The 19,294-nt window shown below is 61.4% G+C and carries 19 protein-coding genes; all 19 read left to right on the top strand.

What is annotated here, in order from left to right:
- Positions 1–53 precede the first annotated feature (53 nt).
- The 19 genes from fliH (at position 54) to CK627_RS19235 (ending at position 19,277) form a co-directional block, all read left to right on the top strand.
- Positions 54–863 (top strand): flagellar assembly protein FliH, encoded by an 810-nt coding sequence (gene fliH, locus CK627_RS19325; RefSeq protein ID WP_095593140.1) that lies wholly within the window; start codon positions 54–56, stop codon positions 861–863.
- A gap of 63 nt (positions 864–926) precedes the next feature.
- Positions 927–2,258: a flagellar protein export ATPase FliI gene (fliI, locus tag CK627_RS19320; RefSeq protein WP_005298767.1), complete on the top strand. Its 1,332-nt coding sequence runs from the start codon at positions 927–929 to the stop codon at positions 2,256–2,258.
- Positions 2,259–2,284: 26 nt separating this feature from the next.
- Positions 2,285–2,725 (top strand): flagellar export protein FliJ, encoded by a 441-nt coding sequence (gene fliJ / locus CK627_RS19315; protein ID WP_005298769.1) that lies wholly within the window; start codon positions 2,285–2,287, stop codon positions 2,723–2,725.
- Positions 2,726–2,816: 91 nt separating this feature from the next.
- Positions 2,817–4,841 (top strand): flagellar hook-length control protein FliK, encoded by a 2,025-nt coding sequence (locus tag CK627_RS19310; RefSeq protein ID WP_167385385.1) that lies wholly within the window; start codon positions 2,817–2,819, stop codon positions 4,839–4,841.
- 57 nt (positions 4,842–4,898) lie between these two features.
- Entirely contained in the window at positions 4,899–5,417 is a 519-nt protein-coding gene (gene fliL, locus CK627_RS19305) for a flagellar basal body-associated protein FliL (protein WP_005298773.1), read from the top strand.
- A 9-nt stretch (positions 5,418–5,426) separates the two neighbouring features.
- Positions 5,427–6,497: a flagellar motor switch protein FliM gene (gene fliM / locus CK627_RS19300; RefSeq protein ID WP_005298775.1), complete on the top strand. Its 1,071-nt coding sequence runs from the start codon at positions 5,427–5,429 to the stop codon at positions 6,495–6,497.
- 51 nt (positions 6,498–6,548) lie between these two features.
- Positions 6,549–6,941, top strand: a complete 393-nt coding sequence (gene fliN, locus CK627_RS19295; RefSeq protein ID WP_005298791.1) for a flagellar motor switch protein FliN — start codon at positions 6,549–6,551, stop codon at positions 6,939–6,941.
- A gap of 112 nt (positions 6,942–7,053) precedes the next feature.
- Entirely contained in the window at positions 7,054–7,437 is a 384-nt protein-coding gene (fliO, locus tag CK627_RS19290; RefSeq protein WP_010634624.1) for a flagellar biosynthetic protein FliO, read from the top strand.
- On the top strand, positions 7,424–8,203 hold the full coding sequence (fliP, locus tag CK627_RS19285) for a flagellar type III secretion system pore protein FliP (protein ID WP_010634623.1): 780 nt from the start codon (positions 7,424–7,426) through the stop codon (positions 8,201–8,203). The genes fliO and fliP overlap by 14 nt, the downstream gene beginning before the upstream one ends.
- A gap of 27 nt (positions 8,204–8,230) precedes the next feature.
- Complete coding sequence (gene fliQ / locus CK627_RS19280) at positions 8,231–8,500, top strand: flagellar biosynthesis protein FliQ (RefSeq protein ID WP_005298799.1); 270 nt, start codon at positions 8,231–8,233, stop codon at positions 8,498–8,500.
- 49 nt (positions 8,501–8,549) lie between these two features.
- Complete coding sequence (fliR, locus tag CK627_RS19275; RefSeq protein WP_017766596.1) at positions 8,550–9,341, top strand: flagellar biosynthetic protein FliR; 792 nt, start codon at positions 8,550–8,552, stop codon at positions 9,339–9,341.
- A 125-nt stretch (positions 9,342–9,466) separates the two neighbouring features.
- Positions 9,467–10,597: a flagellar biosynthesis protein FlhB gene (gene flhB, locus CK627_RS19270; protein WP_095593139.1), complete on the top strand. Its 1,131-nt coding sequence runs from the start codon at positions 9,467–9,469 to the stop codon at positions 10,595–10,597.
- Between the two features lie 107 nt (positions 10,598–10,704).
- Positions 10,705–12,807: a flagellar biosynthesis protein FlhA gene (gene flhA, locus CK627_RS19265; protein WP_005298806.1), complete on the top strand. Its 2,103-nt coding sequence runs from the start codon at positions 10,705–10,707 to the stop codon at positions 12,805–12,807.
- Between the two features lie 16 nt (positions 12,808–12,823).
- The gene (gene flhF / locus CK627_RS19260) at positions 12,824–14,236 is read left to right on the top strand and encodes a flagellar biosynthesis GTPase FlhF (RefSeq protein WP_005298808.1); all 1,413 of its coding nucleotides are present in this window, start codon (positions 12,824–12,826) and stop codon (positions 14,234–14,236) included.
- A gap of 1 nt (position 14,237) precedes the next feature.
- The gene (locus CK627_RS19255; RefSeq protein WP_010634619.1) at positions 14,238–15,113 is read left to right on the top strand and encodes a MinD/ParA family protein; all 876 of its coding nucleotides are present in this window, start codon (positions 14,238–14,240) and stop codon (positions 15,111–15,113) included.
- Positions 15,106–15,825, top strand: coding sequence for an RNA polymerase sigma factor FliA (locus CK627_RS19250; RefSeq protein ID WP_005298811.1), 720 nt, complete (start codon positions 15,106–15,108; stop codon positions 15,823–15,825). The genes CK627_RS19255 and CK627_RS19250 overlap by 8 nt, the downstream gene beginning before the upstream one ends.
- A gap of 123 nt (positions 15,826–15,948) precedes the next feature.
- The gene (gene cheY / locus CK627_RS19245) at positions 15,949–16,320 is read left to right on the top strand and encodes a chemotaxis response regulator CheY (protein ID WP_005298814.1); all 372 of its coding nucleotides are present in this window, start codon (positions 15,949–15,951) and stop codon (positions 16,318–16,320) included.
- A 12-nt stretch (positions 16,321–16,332) separates the two neighbouring features.
- The gene (locus CK627_RS19240) at positions 16,333–17,073 is read left to right on the top strand and encodes a protein phosphatase CheZ (protein WP_005298816.1); all 741 of its coding nucleotides are present in this window, start codon (positions 16,333–16,335) and stop codon (positions 17,071–17,073) included.
- 11 nt (positions 17,074–17,084) lie between these two features.
- The gene (locus CK627_RS19235) at positions 17,085–19,277 is read left to right on the top strand and encodes a chemotaxis protein CheA (RefSeq protein ID WP_095593138.1); all 2,193 of its coding nucleotides are present in this window, start codon (positions 17,085–17,087) and stop codon (positions 19,275–19,277) included.
- Positions 19,278–19,294 lie beyond the last annotated feature (17 nt).

Below are 19,294 nucleotides of genomic sequence, written 5' to 3'. Positions count from 1 at the left end.
GGAACCTGTCTGCCAGCCCTTTATGTGGCCTTGGCAAGGAGCTGCGCGAATAGATGAACAACAAGCTGCGTGGTTATGTGCGGCCTGAAGGGGACGAGACCCGGGTAGAGGCCTGGGGCTGGCCCGAAATGGACGTGGTGGCTGAGGCCGAGACCAATGCTCTCGGTCTTGCCCCTGACTGGTATCAGCAGGAAGAGGAGGTGGGGGAGCCGGAACCAGAGCAGGAACCGGTACCCACTCCCACAATTACCGCCGAAGAGCTGGAAGCAATCCGTCAGGCGGCCTGGGAAGAGGGGATGGCCGAAGGACGTGAGGCCGGCTTTGCCAAGGGGCTCGAGGAGGGCAAGCTGGAAGGGTTGCAGCAGGGCCATGCCGCCGGACTGGAGCAGGGCAAGGAGGAGGGGCTGGCCCTCGGCCGCGAGCTGGTGGAGCAGCAGATGAACCACTGGCAGGGGTTGATCGATCGCCTCGCCAACCCGCTCAAGGAGCTGGACAGCGCGGTGGAGCAGCAGCTCATCGCGCTGGTGATGCAGCTGGCCCGCGCGCTCATTCGTCATGAAGCAGAGACCTCTCCCCGTATCCTGCTGGAGGCGCTCAAGGAGGGGCTGGCGTTGCTGCCTGCCGCCGAGCAGGGGGTTACCCTGATGCTGCATCCCGATGATATCGCTCGAGTCGAGCAGGCATTTGGCGCCGAAGAGTGCGCCAGACGCCACTGGCGACTCCAGAGCGATCCCACCCTCTCGCCCGGCGATCTGCAGTTGGCCACCGAGCTCTCCAGCATCGACCTGACCCTCTCTGGGCGCATCGACCAGCTGCTGCGCAACTTTCTGCGGGACAATGCCGGCCAGGATGGCCGCGGCTAGCGGCCCTGCCTGCTTGCCCTGCCTATTTTTCAACGCATTCAACACCAGCTTTCAGGAGGCCGGATGAGCGGCTCGTTACTCAATCGGTTGCAGGGGTATCGGGTACGCGATATCGCCCCCAAACCCCCGGTGGCCGGCAAGCTCACCCGGGTGGTGGGCTTGACCCTGGAGGCCATCGGCTGTCGCGCCGCCATCGGGGCACTCTGTCGCATCGATACCCAGGACGGTTCGCTGGAGGCCGAAGTGGTCGGCTTCTCCGGCGATCGCCTGTTTCTGATGCCGAGCGAACAGCTCAAGGGGGTCATTCCCGGCGCCCGGGTGGTGCCCATCACCGAGGAGCACGGCATTCCGGTCGGCATGAACCTGCTGGGGCGGGTCATCGACGGCATCGGCCAGCCGCTGGACGGGCTCGGCCCCATCCTCTCTTCCCAGACGGTGCAGTTTGCCCAGCACCGCATCAACCCGCTCTCTCGCCGCCCGATCCATCAACCGATGGACGTGGGGGTGCGTGCCATCAACGCCGTGCTGACCGTGGGGCAGGGCCAGCGGATGGGACTGTTCGCCGGTTCCGGCGTCGGCAAATCCGTGCTGCTCGGCATGATGACCCGCGGCTCGGTGGCCGACGTGGTGGTGGTGGGGCTCATCGGCGAACGGGGCCGCGAGGTGAAGGAGTTCATCGAGGAGATCCTGGGGGAGGAGGGGCGCGAGCGTGCCGTGGTGGTGGCGGCTCCGGCCGATGCCTCGCCGCTGATGCGGCTCAAGGGGTGTGAAACGGCGCTGGCCATCGCCGAGTACTTCCGCGATCAGGGGCTCAACGTGCTGCTGCTGATGGATTCGCTCACCCGTTACGCTCAGGCCCAGCGCGAAATCGCCCTGGCGGTGGGCGAGCCGCCGGCCACCAAGGGCTATCCCCCCTCGGTGTTCGCCAAATTGCCGGCGCTGGTGGAGCGGGCCGGCAACGGCAGCGACGGCCAGGGCTCGATCACGGCGTTTTTCACCGTGCTGACGGAAGGGGACGATCTGCAGGATCCCATCGCCGACGCGGCGCGGGCCATCCTCGATGGTCACATAGTGCTGTCGCGCGAGCTGGCCGACTCCGGCCACTACCCGGCCATCGACATCGAGAAGTCCATCAGCCGGGTCATGCCCATGGTGACCTCGCCGGAGCACATGGAGCTGGCGCGCACCCTCAAGCAGTTCTACTCCCTCTACCAGCAGAACCGGGATCTCATCACCATCGGTGCCTACAGCCAGGGCTCCGATCCCCGCATCGACCGGGCCATCATCCAGAAACCCTATCTGGATCAGTTCTTGCAGCAGGGAATGCGCGAGGTCATTCACTACGATGCCGGCCTGCAGGCCCTGCAGCTGGTGGCCATGCCGCTGATGCGTTGACGAGAAGATGAAGGGGAGGCGTGATCATGAGTAAAGGCTTGATGATGTTGTCGGAGCGGCTGGTGGAGGCCGAGCAGCAGGCCGCGCTGGCGCTGGCCAAGGCCCAGCAGGATCTGAAAATCTTCCTGGAGCAGCAGGATGCGCTCAACCAGTACCGCCAGATCTACCACCAGCAGTGGACCGACCGCGGTCTGCAGGGGATCGGTGCCCAGCAGAACAGCCAGTATCACGCCTTCATCAACAAGCTCGAGCAGGCGGCGACCCAGCAGTACGAAGGGGTACTGCAGGTGCGCCAGGCGCTGGAGCTGCGCCGTGAAGAGTGGCTGGCCGCCCAGCAGCGGCGCAAGGCGGTGGAGTTGCTGCTGGCCAAGCAGGCGGGGCGCGAGCAGCTTAAAGCCCAGCGCCAGGAGCAGAAGATGCTGGATGAGTACGCCACGCTGCGCCGTTTCCACCATTCTGGCCTGTAACTTGCTTTCTTCTTGCCATCCCGTGTGCGCCTCACTCCCTGCGGGGAGCTGAGGAGAAACCCGAAGCCGAATGCCGTCAGGAATCTTCACCATGATGCAGACACTGTTAACCAATTCTTCCGCCGCACCGACAGCCGCCGCTGCCGACAAGAGTGCGGTGTTGACGGCGAGTCAGGATGGTAGCGAAGGAGCCCTGCAGAGCGACGGCAAGGGCGGCTTTTCCGAGGTGATGAACCGGGTGCAGCAGGCCGGCAAGGGCAATGCCAAAGCCGATGGCCATGTTGCCAATGCTGATGGCAAGGCCGCGTCGCGGCCCGGCACCGGGCCGGAGCGTGCCGGTGCAGTGGAGAGCGACAAGCCGCTGCAGAACGCCAAGGGCGAGGCTGCCAAATCTTTGGCGAATGAAACCGAAGAGGCCGCTGGTGCCGACGACAAGCCACAGAAGGGGAGCGATCCCGACCCCGCCCCCAACGACTTCCTGCAGCGTCTGCAGGATTCCCTCAAACAGGACACCTCCCTGGTCGCCCCGGCGGCCATCACCCTGGTCGCCCCGGCGGCCATCACCCTGGTCGCCAGCGCACCCGTGGTCGAGACGGACGGCAAGATGTTGCCGCCGGATGACGCGCAGGCTGCGTCGGCCGAGACATCGGCCACCCTCACCCAGCCGCTGGCCGGCAGCGGTGACAAGCAGGGGACGACGACCGCTGCCGCCGCGCTGGCCCGTCAGGCTGCCAGCTTGCTCACGGGCGAAACCAGTGCACCGGTTGATGCGAAAGCCGCGCAGCCGGATGCCGTCGTGACGGATGACGCCGCCCTGGCGGCTCAGTTGCAGGAAGCCGGGAAAGAGGGCAGTGGCAAGGAGAGCGGCGCCGGTGGCGCCAATGCCGACCAGCATGCCGATAAAAATGGCAAGGATATCAAGGGGAGCAAAAGCGAGCTCTCCGCCGCCGAGCGGGCGGCCTTGCAGAGCAAGGTGCCAGCCGCTGCCGCGGTAAGCGGGCAGGATAAGGAGAACGTCCAAATCCAGGTGGAGGGCGCCGACAAGGGGGCCAAGCCCGTGGTGCCGCCCATGGCCGGCAAGGATGAGCCTGCCAAGCCTTCCCCGCTGCAGACCACCCACAGCACAGTGGCCGCTCAGCCGGGAGCCGCCAGGGCGTTTGCCGAGGGGATGAGCCGGGCCGATGGCGAGACGAACCTGACCTCTGAAAAGGCGCAGCCGCAGGGCGTTGCCGAGGGGGATGGCCACTCCAGACCCGCAACGGCGGCCAAGACGGAGAGCCAGCCCGCGCCTGCTGCCGGCAGCACGCCGGCGCCGGCCGCCACCCCGAACGAACCCGTGCTGGTGGCGCCGCAGCAAGTGCTGGCCAGCAGTGAACCCCAGGGCCCGCAAGCCTCCCTGGCCAGCCTGTCGGCCGGACTCAAGCAGATGGAAGCCACCGAGCGCAGCGACAGCGCCAGAGGCAGAAGCGAGGTCAAGGTTGACCTGAAACAGAAGGCGGCAGAGCTGGCTCGCGGCACCAGCCAGGGCAGCAGTGAGGCGACCGCCACCCCGGAGAGCAGCCACAGCCAGCAGGTCCAGCAGAACAGCCAGCCCCAGGCGGTCGGTCATGACAACCGGCCTGCCACCGCCGAGCTGGCCGCGCGGCGGGATCCCGCTAATCTGCCTCACCTCAAGCTGGCCGACCCGGAGGCGCCGGCCCAGCTGCACCAGAAGGTCAACCTGATGCTGGCGGACAAGCTGCAGCAGGCGGAGATCCAGCTCGACCCGCTCGGGCTTGGCAAGATGAAGATCCAGATCCAGATAGACTCGTCCAACCAGGCCAACGTGCATTTCGTGGTCCAGCACGGCCAGACCCGGGAAATGCTGGAGCAGGCCATGCCCCGGCTGCGTGATATGCTGGCAGGGCAGGGCATCCAGCTTGGCCAGACCCAGGTGCAGCAACAGCCGCAACAGCAGTCACAGGGGCAGTCTGGCTTCTCCGGTCAGGGCCAGCAGGGACAAAAAGGCAGCGGATCTTTTGCCGAAACAGGCCAAACTGAGGCAGAGGTCACGGGCGCCGGCATGAGTTTGTCGAGGGAATCGACAAACGACCGCGGAATTGATTTCTATGCTTGATGCCAGCCCGAGTAAGTTTATGATATCGAACAAGTTTGAGACTAGGGTGGACAAGGGATGGCAGACGATAACGAACTGACGCTGAAAGATCCGGCGGCAGGCAAGAAAAAGAAGCTGATCATGATTATCGCCCTGGCCGTGATTGTGCTGGGCGGCGGTGGTGCCGGCGCCTGGTTCATGCTGGCTGGCGGCGACAAGCCGGCGGCCGAAGCCGCGGGGGAGGGCAAGGATGCCAAGCCCAAGGAGGCGGCGCCTCAGCCCTCGCTCTACGTGGGCATGCCGCGCCCCTTCGTGTTCAACGTCTCCGGCGGTCAGCGCGACCGGCTGGTGCAGATCAAGATCCAGCTGATGGTACGCGGTACCGCCGACGAAACGCTGGCCAAGCAGAATATCCCCCTCATCGAAGGCACCCTGCTGCGGGTCTTCAGTGCGGCCACCAGCGAGCAGCTGATGACCTTCGAGGGCAAGGAGAAGCTGCGCAAGGATTCACTGGAAGAGTGCCGTCGGGTGCTCAATGACCTGGTCTCTTCCCCCGTTATCGAACAAGTGCTGTTTACCGGCTTTGTCATGCAATAAGGGTGAAGCGTGAGCGATCTGTTAAGTCAGGACGAAATTGATGCCCTCTTGCACGGGGTCGATGATGTCGAAGAGGAGGAGATAGGCGCGGCGGGGGATCCCGGTGTCGCCCAGTTCGATTTCTCCTCCCAGGACCGCATCGTCCGTGGTCGCATGCCGACCCTGGAGCTGGTGAACGAGCGTTTCGCCCGCCACATGCGGATCAGCCTGTTCAACATGATGCGCCGCACCGCCGAGGTCTCCATCAACGGCGTGCAGATGCTGAAATTCGGCGAATACGTCCACACCCTGTTCGTGCCGACCAGTCTCAACATGGTACGTTTCCGCCCCCTCAAGGGGACGGCGCTCATCACCATGGAGGCGCGGCTGGTCTTCATCCTGGTGGAGAACTTCTTCGGTGGTGACGGCCGCTACCACGCCAAGATCGAGGGGCGCGAGTTTACTCCCACCGAGCGACGCATTATCCAGATGCTGCTCAAGCTGGTGTTCGAGGACTACAAGGATGCCTGGGCGCCGGTGATGGACGTGGGCTTCGAGTACCTCGACTCCGAGGTGAACCCGGCCATGGCCAACATCGTCAGCCCCACCGAGGTGATCGTGGTGAGCTCGTTCCACATCGAGCTGGACGGCGGCGGTGGCGACTTCCACGTGGCCATGCCCTACTCCATGCTGGAGCCGATCCGCGAGCTGCTGGATGCCGGCGTGCAGAGCGACAAGGGCGACACCGACGTGCGCTGGAGCAAGGCGCTGCGCGACGAGATCATGGACGTCAAGGTGGAGCTGCGGGCCAAGTTGCTGGAGACCGAGCTCACCCTGCGCGAGCTGATGGAGCTGCAGCCTGGCGACATCATCCCGGTGGAGATGCCGGAGAACCTGCTGGTGTTCGTGGAGGACTTGCCCACCTTCCACGCCAAGATGGGCCGTACCAAGGACAATGTGGCGCTCAAGATCACCGACAAACTCAAACGCCCGGAAGGGGTCAAGACAGAGATGCATCTGGTGACCCGGGGCGGCGTACGCATCGATGGCGAGGCCGAGCTGGAAGAGCTCGAGCGCAGCATCGGAGACCAACAGCAATAAACGACGGCCTGCCTGGGCAGACCGTCACGAAAACAGCATAAGGAATTCAAGATGAGCGGAACTGAGGAAGAGGATCTGATGGCGGACGCCTGGGCTGCCGCGCTGGAAGAGCAGGTGACTGCCGAAGCCAAGCCCGCTCCTCTCGAGGAGCTCAAGGACGATGCCCCCATCAGTGCCGAGGAGCGGCGCAAGCTGGATACCATTCTGGATATCCCGGTCACCATCGCCATGGAGGTTGGCCGCAGCCAGATCAGCATCCGCAACCTGCTGCAGCTCAACCAGGGCTCGGTGGTGGAGCTGGATCGGGTGGCGGGCGAGCCGCTGGACGTGCTGGTCAACGGCACCCTGATCGCCCACGGCGAGGTGGTGGTGGTGAACGACAAGTTCGGTATTCGACTGACTGACGTCATCAGTCAGATTGAAAGGATCAAGAAGCTCAAATGACCAGACTCATAGTGTCACCGTTTGAGGGGGCCCGGATGCTGACCAAGAAGTTCGGTATCCCTTCTGTGTTGGCCGACGTTATCAGCCAGATTGAAAGGATCAAGAAACTCAAATGATCCGTCTCTTGTCGCTGTGGCTGCTCTCCCTCCCCGCACTGGCCGAACCCGGTGCGGGCGCCAACCCGCCCAGCCTCACCTCCTGGCTGCTCTCCAGTCTGATGGTGATTGGCCTCATCCTGGTGCTCGGTTTCCTGCTCAAGAAAAGCAAGATTGCCACCGCCATGGGCGGCGGCCAGATGCGCGTCATCGCCAGCCTGCCGGTGGGCTACAAGGAGAAGCTGCTGGTAGTCAAGGTGGGCGAGCAGCAACTGCTGCTCGGGGTGACGCCGCAGCAGGTCAACTTTCTCTATCGCCTGGAAGAGCCGCTGGACGAGAGCCAGCCCCAGGCATTTTCCCAGCAGCTTGGCAAATTGATGGGCAAGCATGAAAAAAGCTAACGGCTCACGGCCGCACGGTGGGCTGCTGGTCGGCCTGTTATCCCTCCTGATCCTCTGCTCGCCGCTGGCGCTGGCCCAGGACGGCATGTCGGCGGTCACCATCAAGACCATGGCGGACGGCAGCCAGGAATACAGCCTGACCCTGCAGGTGCTGGCGCTGATGACGGCGCTCTCCTTCCTGCCGGCCATGGTCATCATGATGACCTCCTTCACTCGCATCATCATAGTGCTCGGCATCCTGCGCCAGGCCATCGGCCTGCAGCAGAGCCCCTCCAACCAGGTGTTGATCGGCATCGCCCTCTTCATGTCGTTCTTCATCATGTCGCCGGTGCTGGATCGCATCAACAACGAGGCGCTGCAACCCTATCTGGCCGAGACCATCCAGGCCAAGGAGGCGCTGGAGCGGGCCGAGCTGCCTATCCACCAGTTCATGCTGGCCCAGACCCGGATCAAGGATCTCAACACCTTCATGGAGATAGCGAACGTGCAGGTGGACAAGCCCGCCGACGTGCCGCTGCGGGTGCTGATCCCGGCGTTCGTCACCAGCGAGCTCAAGACCGCCTTCCAGATAGGCTTCATGCTGTTTCTGCCCTTCCTGGTGATAGACCTGGTGGTGGCCAGTATCCTGATGGCGATGGGGATGATGATGCTATCACCCATGCTGGTGTCGCTGCCGTTCAAGCTGATGCTATTTGTCATGGTGGATGGCTGGAACCTCATTCTGGGGTCCCTGGCCAACAGTTTTGGTCTGGGTGCCGGTGGTTAAGGGCGAACGACGCAAGGAGCGAATGGCATGAGTCCTGAAACCTTTATCGACGTGTTTCGCGAGGCGCTCTGGCTGGTCACCATCATGGTGTGTGCGGTGATCCTGCCGAGCCTCTGCGTCGGCTTGCTGGTGGCCATCTTCCAGGCCGCCACCTCCATCAACGAACAGACCCTGAGCTTTCTGCCCCGTCTCATCGTCACCCTGTTTGCGCTGGGGGCGGGGGCGCACTGGGGCCTGCAGAGTCTGATGGACTTCTTCATGCTGATGGTGAGTCAGATTCCCGAGGTGGTGGGATGAGTAGCCAGGCCGTGCGCCTGCCGCTGCCGCAGGCCGGCAAGGTGCCTGCATGACCTATACAACCGCTCTCATCATGGAGTGGTTGTCTTCCATCGTCTGGCCGTTGGCGCGGGTGAGCGGGCTGCTGATGGTGATGGCAGTGTTCGGCAGCCGGCTGACACCGGCCCGCATTCGCATCAGCCTGGCGCTGGCGCTCACCCTGATGATCGCCCCCCTCTTGCCCGCCATGCCCAGGATAGAGCTCTTCTCCGTCGGCAGTTTTCTGGTGCTGGGGCAGCAGCTGCTCATCGGCATCGCCCTCGGTCTGATGACCCAGTTTCTGATGGAGAGCTTCGTGATGGCCGGCCAGATCATCGCCATGCAGACCAGCCTGGGGTTCGCTACCCTGGTGGATCCCATGAACGGCCAGTCGGCCCCTGTGGTGGGTCAGTTCTATCTGATGCTGGCGACCCTGGTGTTTCTGGCGGTGGATGGCCACCTCATCATGCTGCGCATGGTGGTGTTGAGCTTCGAGACCCTGCCGGTGTCGGACAGCGGCCTCAGCCTGCCCTCCATCCGCGATCTGATCGGTTTTCTCGGGGTCATGTATCAGGCCTCGCTGGTAATGGCGCTCTCCGCCATCGTCGCCCTGCTGCTCATCAACTTTGCCTTCGGCGTCATGACCCGCGCCGCCCCCCAGCTCAACATCTTCAGCATCGGCTTTGCGGTCAGCATGATGTCTGGCCTGCTGATCCTCTGGCTCACCATCGGCGGCTTCCTCGGTCACTTCGACAGCATGTGGGAGCGGGTGCAGGAGACCAGCTGTACCCTCATCGGCACCCAGTGTCTGGGGGGCCAGTAAGATGGCAGTGGGGCGCCGTTACCTGCCGCAGGCCGCGCTGGCCTGCGGCCTTGCATTCGCTCTGCTGAACGGCGGCGAGCGGGTGGGCGTTTCGGCTCGCCCACTCAACCTGTGCGGGGGTCAGCATGGCTGATACCGATCAGGAACGTACCGAACAACCCACGGGCAAACGACTGCAACAAGCCCGGGAAAAAGGGCAGATTGCACGATCCAAGGAGCTGGGCACCGCCAGCGTCCTGCTGGCGGCCGTATTCGGCCTGCTGATGGTCAAGGAGAGCCTGGCCGGCGCCATGGTCAAGGTGCTCACCATGGGCTTTACCCTGGACAGGGAGCAGGCGTTCGATCCCAACGCCATGATGACCATGCTGCCGGCCCTGCTGCGCGAACTGCTGCAGCCTCTTGGTCTGTTGTTCATGCTGGTGGCCATCGCGGCCTTCGTCGGCAACGTGCTGATGGGGGGGATGAACTTCTCCTCCGAGGCCATGCTGCCCAAGTGGAGCAAACTGAGCCCCCTCAACGGCATCAAGCGGATGTTCGGGGTGCAGTCCCTGGTCGAGCTGATCAAGTCCATCGCCAAGGTAGTGTTCATCACCCTGTTCGCCTGGTGGATGCTCTCCAGCCAGTTCAACCACCTGCTCAACCTCTCCCTCGAGGGCTACCCGGGCGGCATCATAGACGCGCTGGATCTGCTGCTGTGGATGCTGATCATCCTCTGCTGCGCCCTCATTCCCATCGTCGCCATCGACGTGCCGTTCCAGCAGTGGAACTACATGCGCCAGCTCAAGATGACCAAGCAGGAGGTCAAGGACGAGTTCAAGGACAGCGAGGGCAAACCCGAGGTGAAAGGGCGGATCCGTCGCCTGCAGATGGAGATGGCGATGCGCCGCATGATGGGGGACGTGCCCAAGGCGGACGTGGTGATCACCAACCCGACCCACTACTCGGTGGCGCTCAAGTACGATTCCGCCAAGCCCGGTAGCGCGCCCAAGGTGGTAGCCAAGGGTACCGATGAAATCGCAATGAAGATCAGGGAGATAGCCCGAGAGTACGAGATCCCTGTGATGCCCTCTCCGGCGCTGACCCGCGCCATCTACCACGCTACCGAGATAGGCCACGAGATCCCGGAGGGGCTGTTTGCCGCCGTGGCCCAGGTGCTGGCCTATGTCTATCAGCTCAGGAAGTTCCGCCGTGGCCGTGGTCGTCGCCCCAACCCGCTGGCCAAGGATCTGCCCATCCCGCCCGAATTTCGCAAATGACAAACTTCTGACACAGTCAAAATAAAAGCATTGTATTTCAATGCGTTGCATTATTGGCTTGATGTTTGCTTTAATCTGGCATCAGCGGTTTGAGATTGAGAAAAACGATGAAACTCCAGGCATCATTGGGCCGTATCAAAGAGTACAAGTGGCTGTTGACCAAGGGCGTGGGGACGCCGCTGCTGGTGCTGGCCTCCCTTGGCATGGTGGTGCTGCCCATCCCGCCGTTGATGCTGGATATCCTCTTCTCCTTCAACATCGCCCTCTCCATCGTGGTGCTGCTGGTGGCGGTCTACACCCGCCGGCCGCTAGAATTCGCCGCCTTTCCGACCGTGTTGCTGATAGCAACCCTGCTGCGTCTCGCCCTCAACGTCGCCTCCACCCGAGTGGTGCTGCTGGAAGGCCACAACGGCAGTGCGGCGGCCGGCCACGTGATCGAGGCCTTCGGCAACGTGGTGATCGGCGGCAACTACACGGTCGGCATCATCGTCTTCATGATCCTGATGATCATCAACTTCGTGGTGGTCACCAAGGGGGCGGGCCGGATCTCCGAGGTGAGCGCACGCTTCACCCTGGATGCCATGCCCGGCAAACAGATGGCCATCGACGCGGATCTGAACGCCGGCCTCATCAATCAGGAAGAGGCCAAGAAGCGTCGTCAGGACGTGACCCAGGAAGCCGACTTCTACGGCTCCATGGACGGTGCCTCGAAATTCGTGAAAGGGGATGCGGTGGCGGGCATCATGATCCTCTTCATCAACATCCTGGGCGGCTTTATCATCGGCATGGTGCAACACCAGCTGAGCTTCGGCGAAGCGGCCCAGATCTACACCCTGTTGGCGATAGGTGATGGTCTGGTCGCCCAGATCCCGTCGCTCTTGCTCTCCATCGCCGCCGCCATCATCGTCACCCGTCAGAATACCGATCAGGACATGGGTACCGCGGTGCTGGGTCAACTGTTCGACAACCCCAGAGCCCTCATCATCTCGGCCGGTATCCTGCTGATGATGGGCAGTGTGCCCGGCATGCCCCATCTGGCGTTTCTGAGCCTGGGTGGCGTCGCCGCCGCCGGTGCCTGGTGGCTGCTGCGCCGCGAGAAACAGCTGGCCGCCAAGGCCGCCAAGGGCGAGCTGATGCCGGCGAACGCGGAGCAGCCTCACGAGCAGAAAGACTTGAGCTGGGACGACGTGATGCCGGTGGACATCATCGGACTGGAGGTGGGTTATCAGCTCATCCCGCTGGTGGACCGCAATCAGGGCGGCGAGCTGCTCAACCGGATCAAGGGGGTGCGCAAGAAGCTCTCCCAGGAGCTGGGTTTTCTGGTGCCTGCGGTGCATATCCGTGACAACCTGGATCTCGCCCCGAACCAGTATCGCATCACCTTGATGGGGGTCAGTACCGGCGAGGCCAATGTTTACCATGATAAGGAAATGGCCATCAATCCGGGTCAGGTGTTCGGCCAGATCCAGGGGATTGCTACCCGGGACCCCGCCTTCGGACTGGAGGCGGTCTGGGTCGCCAAGGAGCAGGTCTCCCAGGCGCAGACCCTGGGCTATACCGTGGTGGATACCGCGACCGTGGTGGCCACCCATCTGAGTCAGATCCTCTCCAACCATGCCGCCCTGCTGCTGGGTCACGATGAAGTGCAGCAACTGCTCGACATGATAGGGAAGCATCAGAACAAGCTGGTGGAAGGGCTGGTTCCTGAGGTCATCTCCATGGGTAACCTAGTGAAGGTATTGCAGAATTTGCTCAATGAAGGCGTGCCAATCCGCGATATGCGCACTATCCTGCAGACCCTGGTGGAATATGCCCCGCGCAGCCAGGATCCGGAAGTGCTGACGGCCGCCTGCCGTATCGCCCTGCGGCGCCTGATCGTGCAGGAGATTGCCGGACCGGATCCAGAACTGCCGGTGATCACCTTGGCACCTGAATTGGAACGTATATTGCATCAATCCCTGCAGGCAGGGGGTGGTGATGGCGCCGGCATCGAGCCGGGACTGGCGGAGCGGATGCAGCGCTCGCTGGTGGAAGCCACACAACGACAAGAACTGGAAGGCCAGCCGGCCGTGCTTCTGACATCAGGGATACTGCGCAATACCCTGGCGAAATTTGTCAAGAATGCCATTCCTGGATTGCGCGTTCTGTCTTATCAGGAAGTGCCTGATGACAAGCAAATCCGCATCGTCAGTGCGGTAGGACAGAACTAGTTAGCGGAGATGACGGGTGAAGATTAAGCGGTTTTTTGCCAAGGACATGCGAACGGCTCTGGCCGAGGTCAAGGAGACTCTCGGGCCCGACGCCGTCATCATGTCCAACAAGAAGGTCACCGGTGGGGTGGAGATAGTCGCCGCTGTCGATTATCAGTCCCAGGTGCCGGGACCCAAGGACGCGCCGGTTCGCCGTCAGTTGAACGATGAGAGCGTCAATATCTCGTCTGCCGGCCGGCAGATGACGCGCTCCGCGCCGAGCCCGGCCAAAGAGCAGAATGAACACTATGCCGATACCCTGGCCGCCCTGCTGGCCCGCCAGCAGAAACTGAACCCGGCCGGCCAGGGGCTCAACGGCGCTGCGCCTGCCGCCGCCAGCGGTGCTCCCCGCACTCTGGCCGAACAGGGACAGTGGGGCAATGCTCCCGAACCGGCCAAGCCGAAGGCGAGGGCTGCCGCGCCCGGTCGTGCTCCCCAATCCCCTCAGCGGGATCAGGAGATGGAAGGGATGCGCAAGGAGATGGCCAGCATCCGCAAGCTGCTGGAGCACCAGATCTCCGGCCTGATGTGGCAGGAGGTGGAGCGCCGCGAGCCGATGCGTGCCCTGCTCATCAAGGAGCTCAAGAAGATGGGCTTCGACGATGCCTTCGCCGATCAGCTGGCCGGCATGATCCCCGAGGATATGCCGATCCATCAGGCCATGGCCCAGCTGGCCGAGGTGCTGACGGCCCAGCTCAAGATCAGCGAAGACGAGATTTTGCGCCAGGGCGGGGCGGTTGCCCTGCTCGGGCCGACCGGGGTGGGCAAGACCACCACCATCGCCAAACTGGCGGCGCGGTTTGCCATGAAGTACGGCGCCGAGCAGGTGGCCCTCATCACCACCGACAACTACCGGATCGGGGCCCATGAACAGCTGCAGACCTATGGTCGTATCATGGGCTGCCCGGTGCGCCAGGTGCGTGATGCCGAGGAGCTGGCCAATGCCCTCTATCAGTTCCGCCACCGCCGGCTGGTGTTGATCGACACGGCGGGGGTCGGGCAGCGGGATATCCGGCTGACCGAGCAGCTCGATACCCTGGTCAAGAATGCCAAGGTGCGCATCCGCAGCTACCTGGTGATGTCGGCCACTTCCCAGCGTCGGGTGATGCAGGAGGCGGTGGACCATTTCCGGCGTATTCCATTGAGCGGCTGCATACTTACCAAATTGGATGAGAGTCTGAATCTGGGCGAAGTGATTAACGTGTGTATCCAGAATGCATTGCCCATCAGCTATATCACTGATGGACAAAGGGTTCCGGAAGATATTCAGGTTGCCAATGCGGCGCAGCTCGTCGGAGCTGCCATGGGCTCGCTGGAGCGGGAAACAGAAGAACCCTATTTCTGGGGCACAGGCTTTGGCGAGGCCGAAGATTCGGAGTTTTATGAGTAACATGTATATGGATCAGGCGAGTGGTCTGCGCAAAATGCGTCAAAACAATCGAGTAAAAGTGATCGCCGTGTCTGGTGGCAAGGGGGGCGTAGGCAAGACCAACGTGACCCTGAACGTGGCGGGAGCCATGGCCGCACAAGGCAAACGGGTGATGGTGCTGGACGCCGACCTTGGCCTCGCCAACGTGGACGTCATGCTGGGGCTGCGGGTGCATCGCAACCTCTCCCATGTATTGGCGGGCGAATGCACCATCGACGACATCATAGTCGAAGGCCCTTACGGCATGATGATAGTGCCGGCGACCTCGGGCACCCAGTCCATGGTCGAGCTCTCGCCGGTGCAACACGCCGAGCTTATCCGCGCCTTCAGCGAGATGAAGACCCAGGTCGACATCCTGCTGGTGGATACCGCGGCAGGCATCTCCGACATGGTGCTGAGTTTCACCCGCGCTGCCCAGGACATCATGGTGGTGGTCTGCGATGAACCGACCTCCATAACGGATGCCTACGCGCTCATCAAGATCCTCTCCAAGGAGCACGGGGTGTTTCGCTTCAAGGTGGTGGCCAACATGGTGCGCTCCTTGCGCGAAGGGCAGGAGCTCTACGCCAAGCTGACCCGGGTGACCGACCGCTTCCTGGATACCTCGCTGGAGCTGGTCGCCTGCGTGCCTTATGACACCAATCTGCGGGCTGCCGTGCGCAAGCAGAAGCTGATTGTCGAAGCCTTCCCCAAGTCTCCGGCCGCACTGGCATTCAGAGCGCTGGCCAACAAGGCGGCAAGCTGGCCCATTCCTAACCAACCCGGCGGTCATCTCGAATTTTTCCTGGAAAATTTGCTGCAAAAGCCGGTCATAGCACAGGAAGGTTCCCGTGAATAAAGCCCAAGCGTACTTGCGTCATCAGGATTCCTACGTGCTGGTCGAGCGCCATGCTCCGCTGGTGAAGCGGATCGCCCAGCATTTGTTGGCTCGCCTGCCAAGCAGTGTCTTGCTGGATGACCTGATCCAGGCAGGTATGATTGGGTTGCTCGAAGCCTCCCGCAACTTTGATGGCAGCAAGGGGGCCAGTTTTGAAACCTACGCCGGGATCCGCATCCGCGGCTCCATGCTGGACGAGATCCGGCGCGGTGACTGGGTACCGCGCTCGGTGCACCGCAACAGCCGCACCATAGCCGAAGCCATCGAAAATGTTGAACAAACCCACGGTCGTGATGCTCGCGATACTGAAGTGGCCGCCCAGATGGGGGTCAGCCTCGCCGAGTATCACACCATGCTGCAGGATGTGTCCTGCGGCAAGATCATCGGCATCGAGGATCTTGGCGTCAGCGAGGATGTCATCGGTCACCCCGATGACGAGCCGGGCAGCAACGGCTTTGATGAACTGGCGGCCGAACGTTTCCAGGGGGCACTGGCTGAACACATTGCCCGCCTGCCGGAACGGGAAGCGCTGGTGCTCTCCCTTTACTACGATGAAGAACTGAACTTGCGTGAAATAGGCGAGGTATTGAACGTCAGCGAGTCTCGCGTGAGCCAGATACACAGTCAGGCGATGCACAGATTACGCGCGCGTTTAAGAGATTGGCATGTATAAGTGTTTGTACTGGCTACACTGAAACAAAACTCTAAGGCATAATCCGCAAAACAAAACCTGCGATCTGCATCATGTAAGTGAGCCGCTCTGGCGGCTATTTAGGAGGGAATTTTGGACAAGAACATGAAAATCCTCATTGTTGACGATTTTTCAACGATGCGCCGGATTATCAAGAACTTGCTGCGTGACCTGGGATTCAACAACACCCACGAAGCAGACGATGGCAACACGGCCTTGCCAATGTTGAAAAATGGCGATTTTCAATTTGTCGTGACCGACTGGAACATGCCAGGCATGCAAGGCATCGACCTGCTCAAGGCTATTCGCGTCGATGACAAGCTCAAACACCTGCCGGTACTGATGGTGACTGCCGAAGCCAAGCGCGAGCAGATCATTGAAGCCGCTCAGGCAGGCGTCAATGGTTATATCGTCAAGCCTTTCACTGCTGCAACGCTCAAAGAGAAACTCGACAAAATCTTTGAACGAATCGGCTAAGGAGCAGCAGGGATGAAGGCCAAAACGAGTGCAATGATTTCGCTCGATCAGGCAAGGATGCTTGTTGCCCATCTTGAGCAAGGTGAATTCGAACAGGCCGACACTCTCATCGCCGATGCGTGTGCACCCAATGCGGCGGCCCTGTTTGACAAAGTGGGTCAGTTGACCCGACAACTGCATGATTCCCTACAAGATTTTCGGCTGGATCCCAGGATCCCCGATCTGGCCACCCATGAAATTCCCGATGCGCGGGAGCGCCTCAGCTATGTCATCGACATGACGGACAAGGCTGCCAATCGCACCATGGATGCGGTGGAAGCCAGTCTGCCCATTGCCGATCGGTTAAATGACAACATTCAACTCGTTCTGCCCAACTGGAATGCCCTGATGAGCCGAGACATGAGTGTTGGTCAATTCAAGTCTTTGTGTCACCAACTGGATGATTTTATTAAGGCTTCTGAATCTGATGCCGATAAATTACGGCAACTGCTGACAGAAATCCTGATGGCGCAAGATTTTCAGGATTTGACCGGCCAAATGATCCGCAAGGTCATCAAGTTGGTCCAGGAAGTTGAAACTAAATTAATAGAAATGCTGACTATGTTTGGTGAGGCATCTGCCGAGCATTCTTCTCGCAGCCTTCCTGTAAGCGGGATTGAAGCCGAAGGCCCCATCATGAACCCTGAGACTCGTTCCGATGTGGTCAATGGTCAGGATGATGTGGACGATCTGCTGTCTAGCCTGGGATTTTAATGGAGTGACGCATGGCCTTCGAAGTTGATGAAGACATACTGCAAGACTTTTTGGTCGAAGCATCCGAAATATTGGAACAGTTGTCTGAACAACTGGTCGACTTGGAAAAGCGACCCGATGACAAGAATCTGTTGAATGCCATATTTCGCGGCTTCCATACCGTCAAGGGCGGCGCCGGTTTTCTCTCGCTGACCGAACTGGTGGACGTCTGCCACGGTGCCGAGAACGTGTTCGACATCTTGCGCAACGGCAAGCGGACCGTGACCGCCGAGTTGATGGACGTGATCCTGCAGGCCCTGGATGCCATCAATGTGATGTTTGCCCAGGTGCAGAATCGGGAACCGCCTAGTCCTGCGTCCGCCGAAATCCTTCATGATCTGCACGAGCTCTGCAAACCCGAAGGGGAAGAGCAGCTGTTGACCGCCTCTGCAGGCAGCAGTGCTCCGGTGGAGGCTGCCGCTCCCGTGGCTGAAGAGGTGGCTGTGATTGCCGAGCCGGAGCCTGCGGCCGTGCCGGAACCCGCGCAAGAGGCCTCCGTGGTCAGCGGTGGTGGTTCCATCGATGAGATCTCGGCCGATGAGTTTGAACGCCTGCTTGACGAGTTGCATGGCGTCGGTGGTGCACCTACCGCAGCGGTTAGCCCTGCTGCGCCGAGTTCCGGCGACATCACGGATGACGAATTTGAAGCCTTGCTTGACCAGCTCCATGGCCAAGGTCAGCACGGTGGTGCCCCCGAAGTCAACCCGTTGAAATCGGTACAGAAAGAGGTGGACGAGCTGATCGATGACGATGAGTTCGAACGTCTGCTGGATGAACTGCACGGTCGCGGTCAGAGTCCGCAGAGCAGCATGTCAGCCCCGGCGGCGCCCCAGACTCCAGCGCCAGCAGCACCGGTTACTCCGGCGCCGGCAGCCAAACCGGCTCCTGCACCTGCTGCGGCCAAGCCCGCCGCCGCGCCGGCAGCGGCAAAACCGGCTCCTGCCCCGGCGCCATCCAAGCAGGCTGCGCCAGCGTCCGCCGACAGTGCGGTGCAAAGCGACACTACGGTACGGGTGGATACCAAGACGCTGGACGTCATCATGAACATGGTGGGTGAGCTGGTGCTGGTACGAAACCGTCTGGTGAGCCTCGGCATCGCCAGCAACGATGAAGACATGTCAAAAGCCGTTGCCAACCTTGATGTGGTGACGGCGGATCTGCAAGGCGCGGTGATGAAGACCCGCATGCAGCCTATCAAGAAAGTATTTGGTCGCTTCCCACGGGTGGTGCGGGATCTGGCCCGTACCCTCAAGAAAGAGATCGAGCTGGTAATGGTCGGTGAAGAGACCGATCTCGACAAGAACCTGGTGGAGGCCCTTGCCGACCCGCTGGTTCACCTGGTGCGCAACTCTTGCGACCACGGCGTCGAGATGCCGGATGTCCGCGAGAAGGCGGGCAAGCCACGGCAAGGTACCATTACCCTGAGCGCGTCCCAGCAGGGCGATCATATCCTGCTCTGCATCGAGGATGATGGTGCTGGGATGGATCCCGAGAAGCTCAAGTCCATTGCCATCAGCCGTGGTGTGCTGGATGCCGATACTGCGGCACGCATGAGCGACAACGATGCCTACAACCTGATCTTTGCTCCCGGCTTCTCGACCAAGTCAGAAATTTCCGATATCTCCGGCCGTGGCGTCGGGATGGATGTGGTGAAGACCAGCATCGTCAGCCTGAATGGCTCGGTGCATATCGATTCGACCTGGGGCAAGGGCACCCGTCTCGAGATCAAGGTGCCGCTGACCCTGGCGATCCTGCCGACCCTGATGGTGGAAGTGGGCGAACAGACCTTCGCGCTGCCGCTGGGCTGCGTGAACGAGATTTTCCATCTGGATCTGAAAAAGGCCAACATGGTGGATGGACAGCTCACCATCATAGTGCGCGAGAAGGCCATCCCATTGTTCTATCTGCACAACTGGCTGGTCAGAGGCAAAAACCGAAAATCGCGTCAGGATACGGGCCACGTTGTGATTGTCCAGATTGGTACCCAGCAGATCGGTTTTGTCGTGGACAATCTGATTGGCCAGGAAGAGGTGGTGATCAAGCCGCTGGACAGCCTGCTGCAGGGGACTCCCGGCATGGCCGGGGCAACCATCACCAGCGACGGCGGTATTGCGCTCATTCTGGATGTGCCGAGTCTGCTCAAGGCGTACGCCCGTAGACATTGATACCCCAGGCTCAAGGA

This window comes from Aeromonas dhakensis (assembly GCF_002285935.1).
In the GTDB taxonomy this organism is placed as follows: Bacteria; Pseudomonadota; Gammaproteobacteria; order Enterobacterales; family Aeromonadaceae; genus Aeromonas; species Aeromonas dhakensis.
Note: the sequence above shows the minus strand (reverse complement) of the source record. Positions and strands in the feature narration are given on the sequence as shown.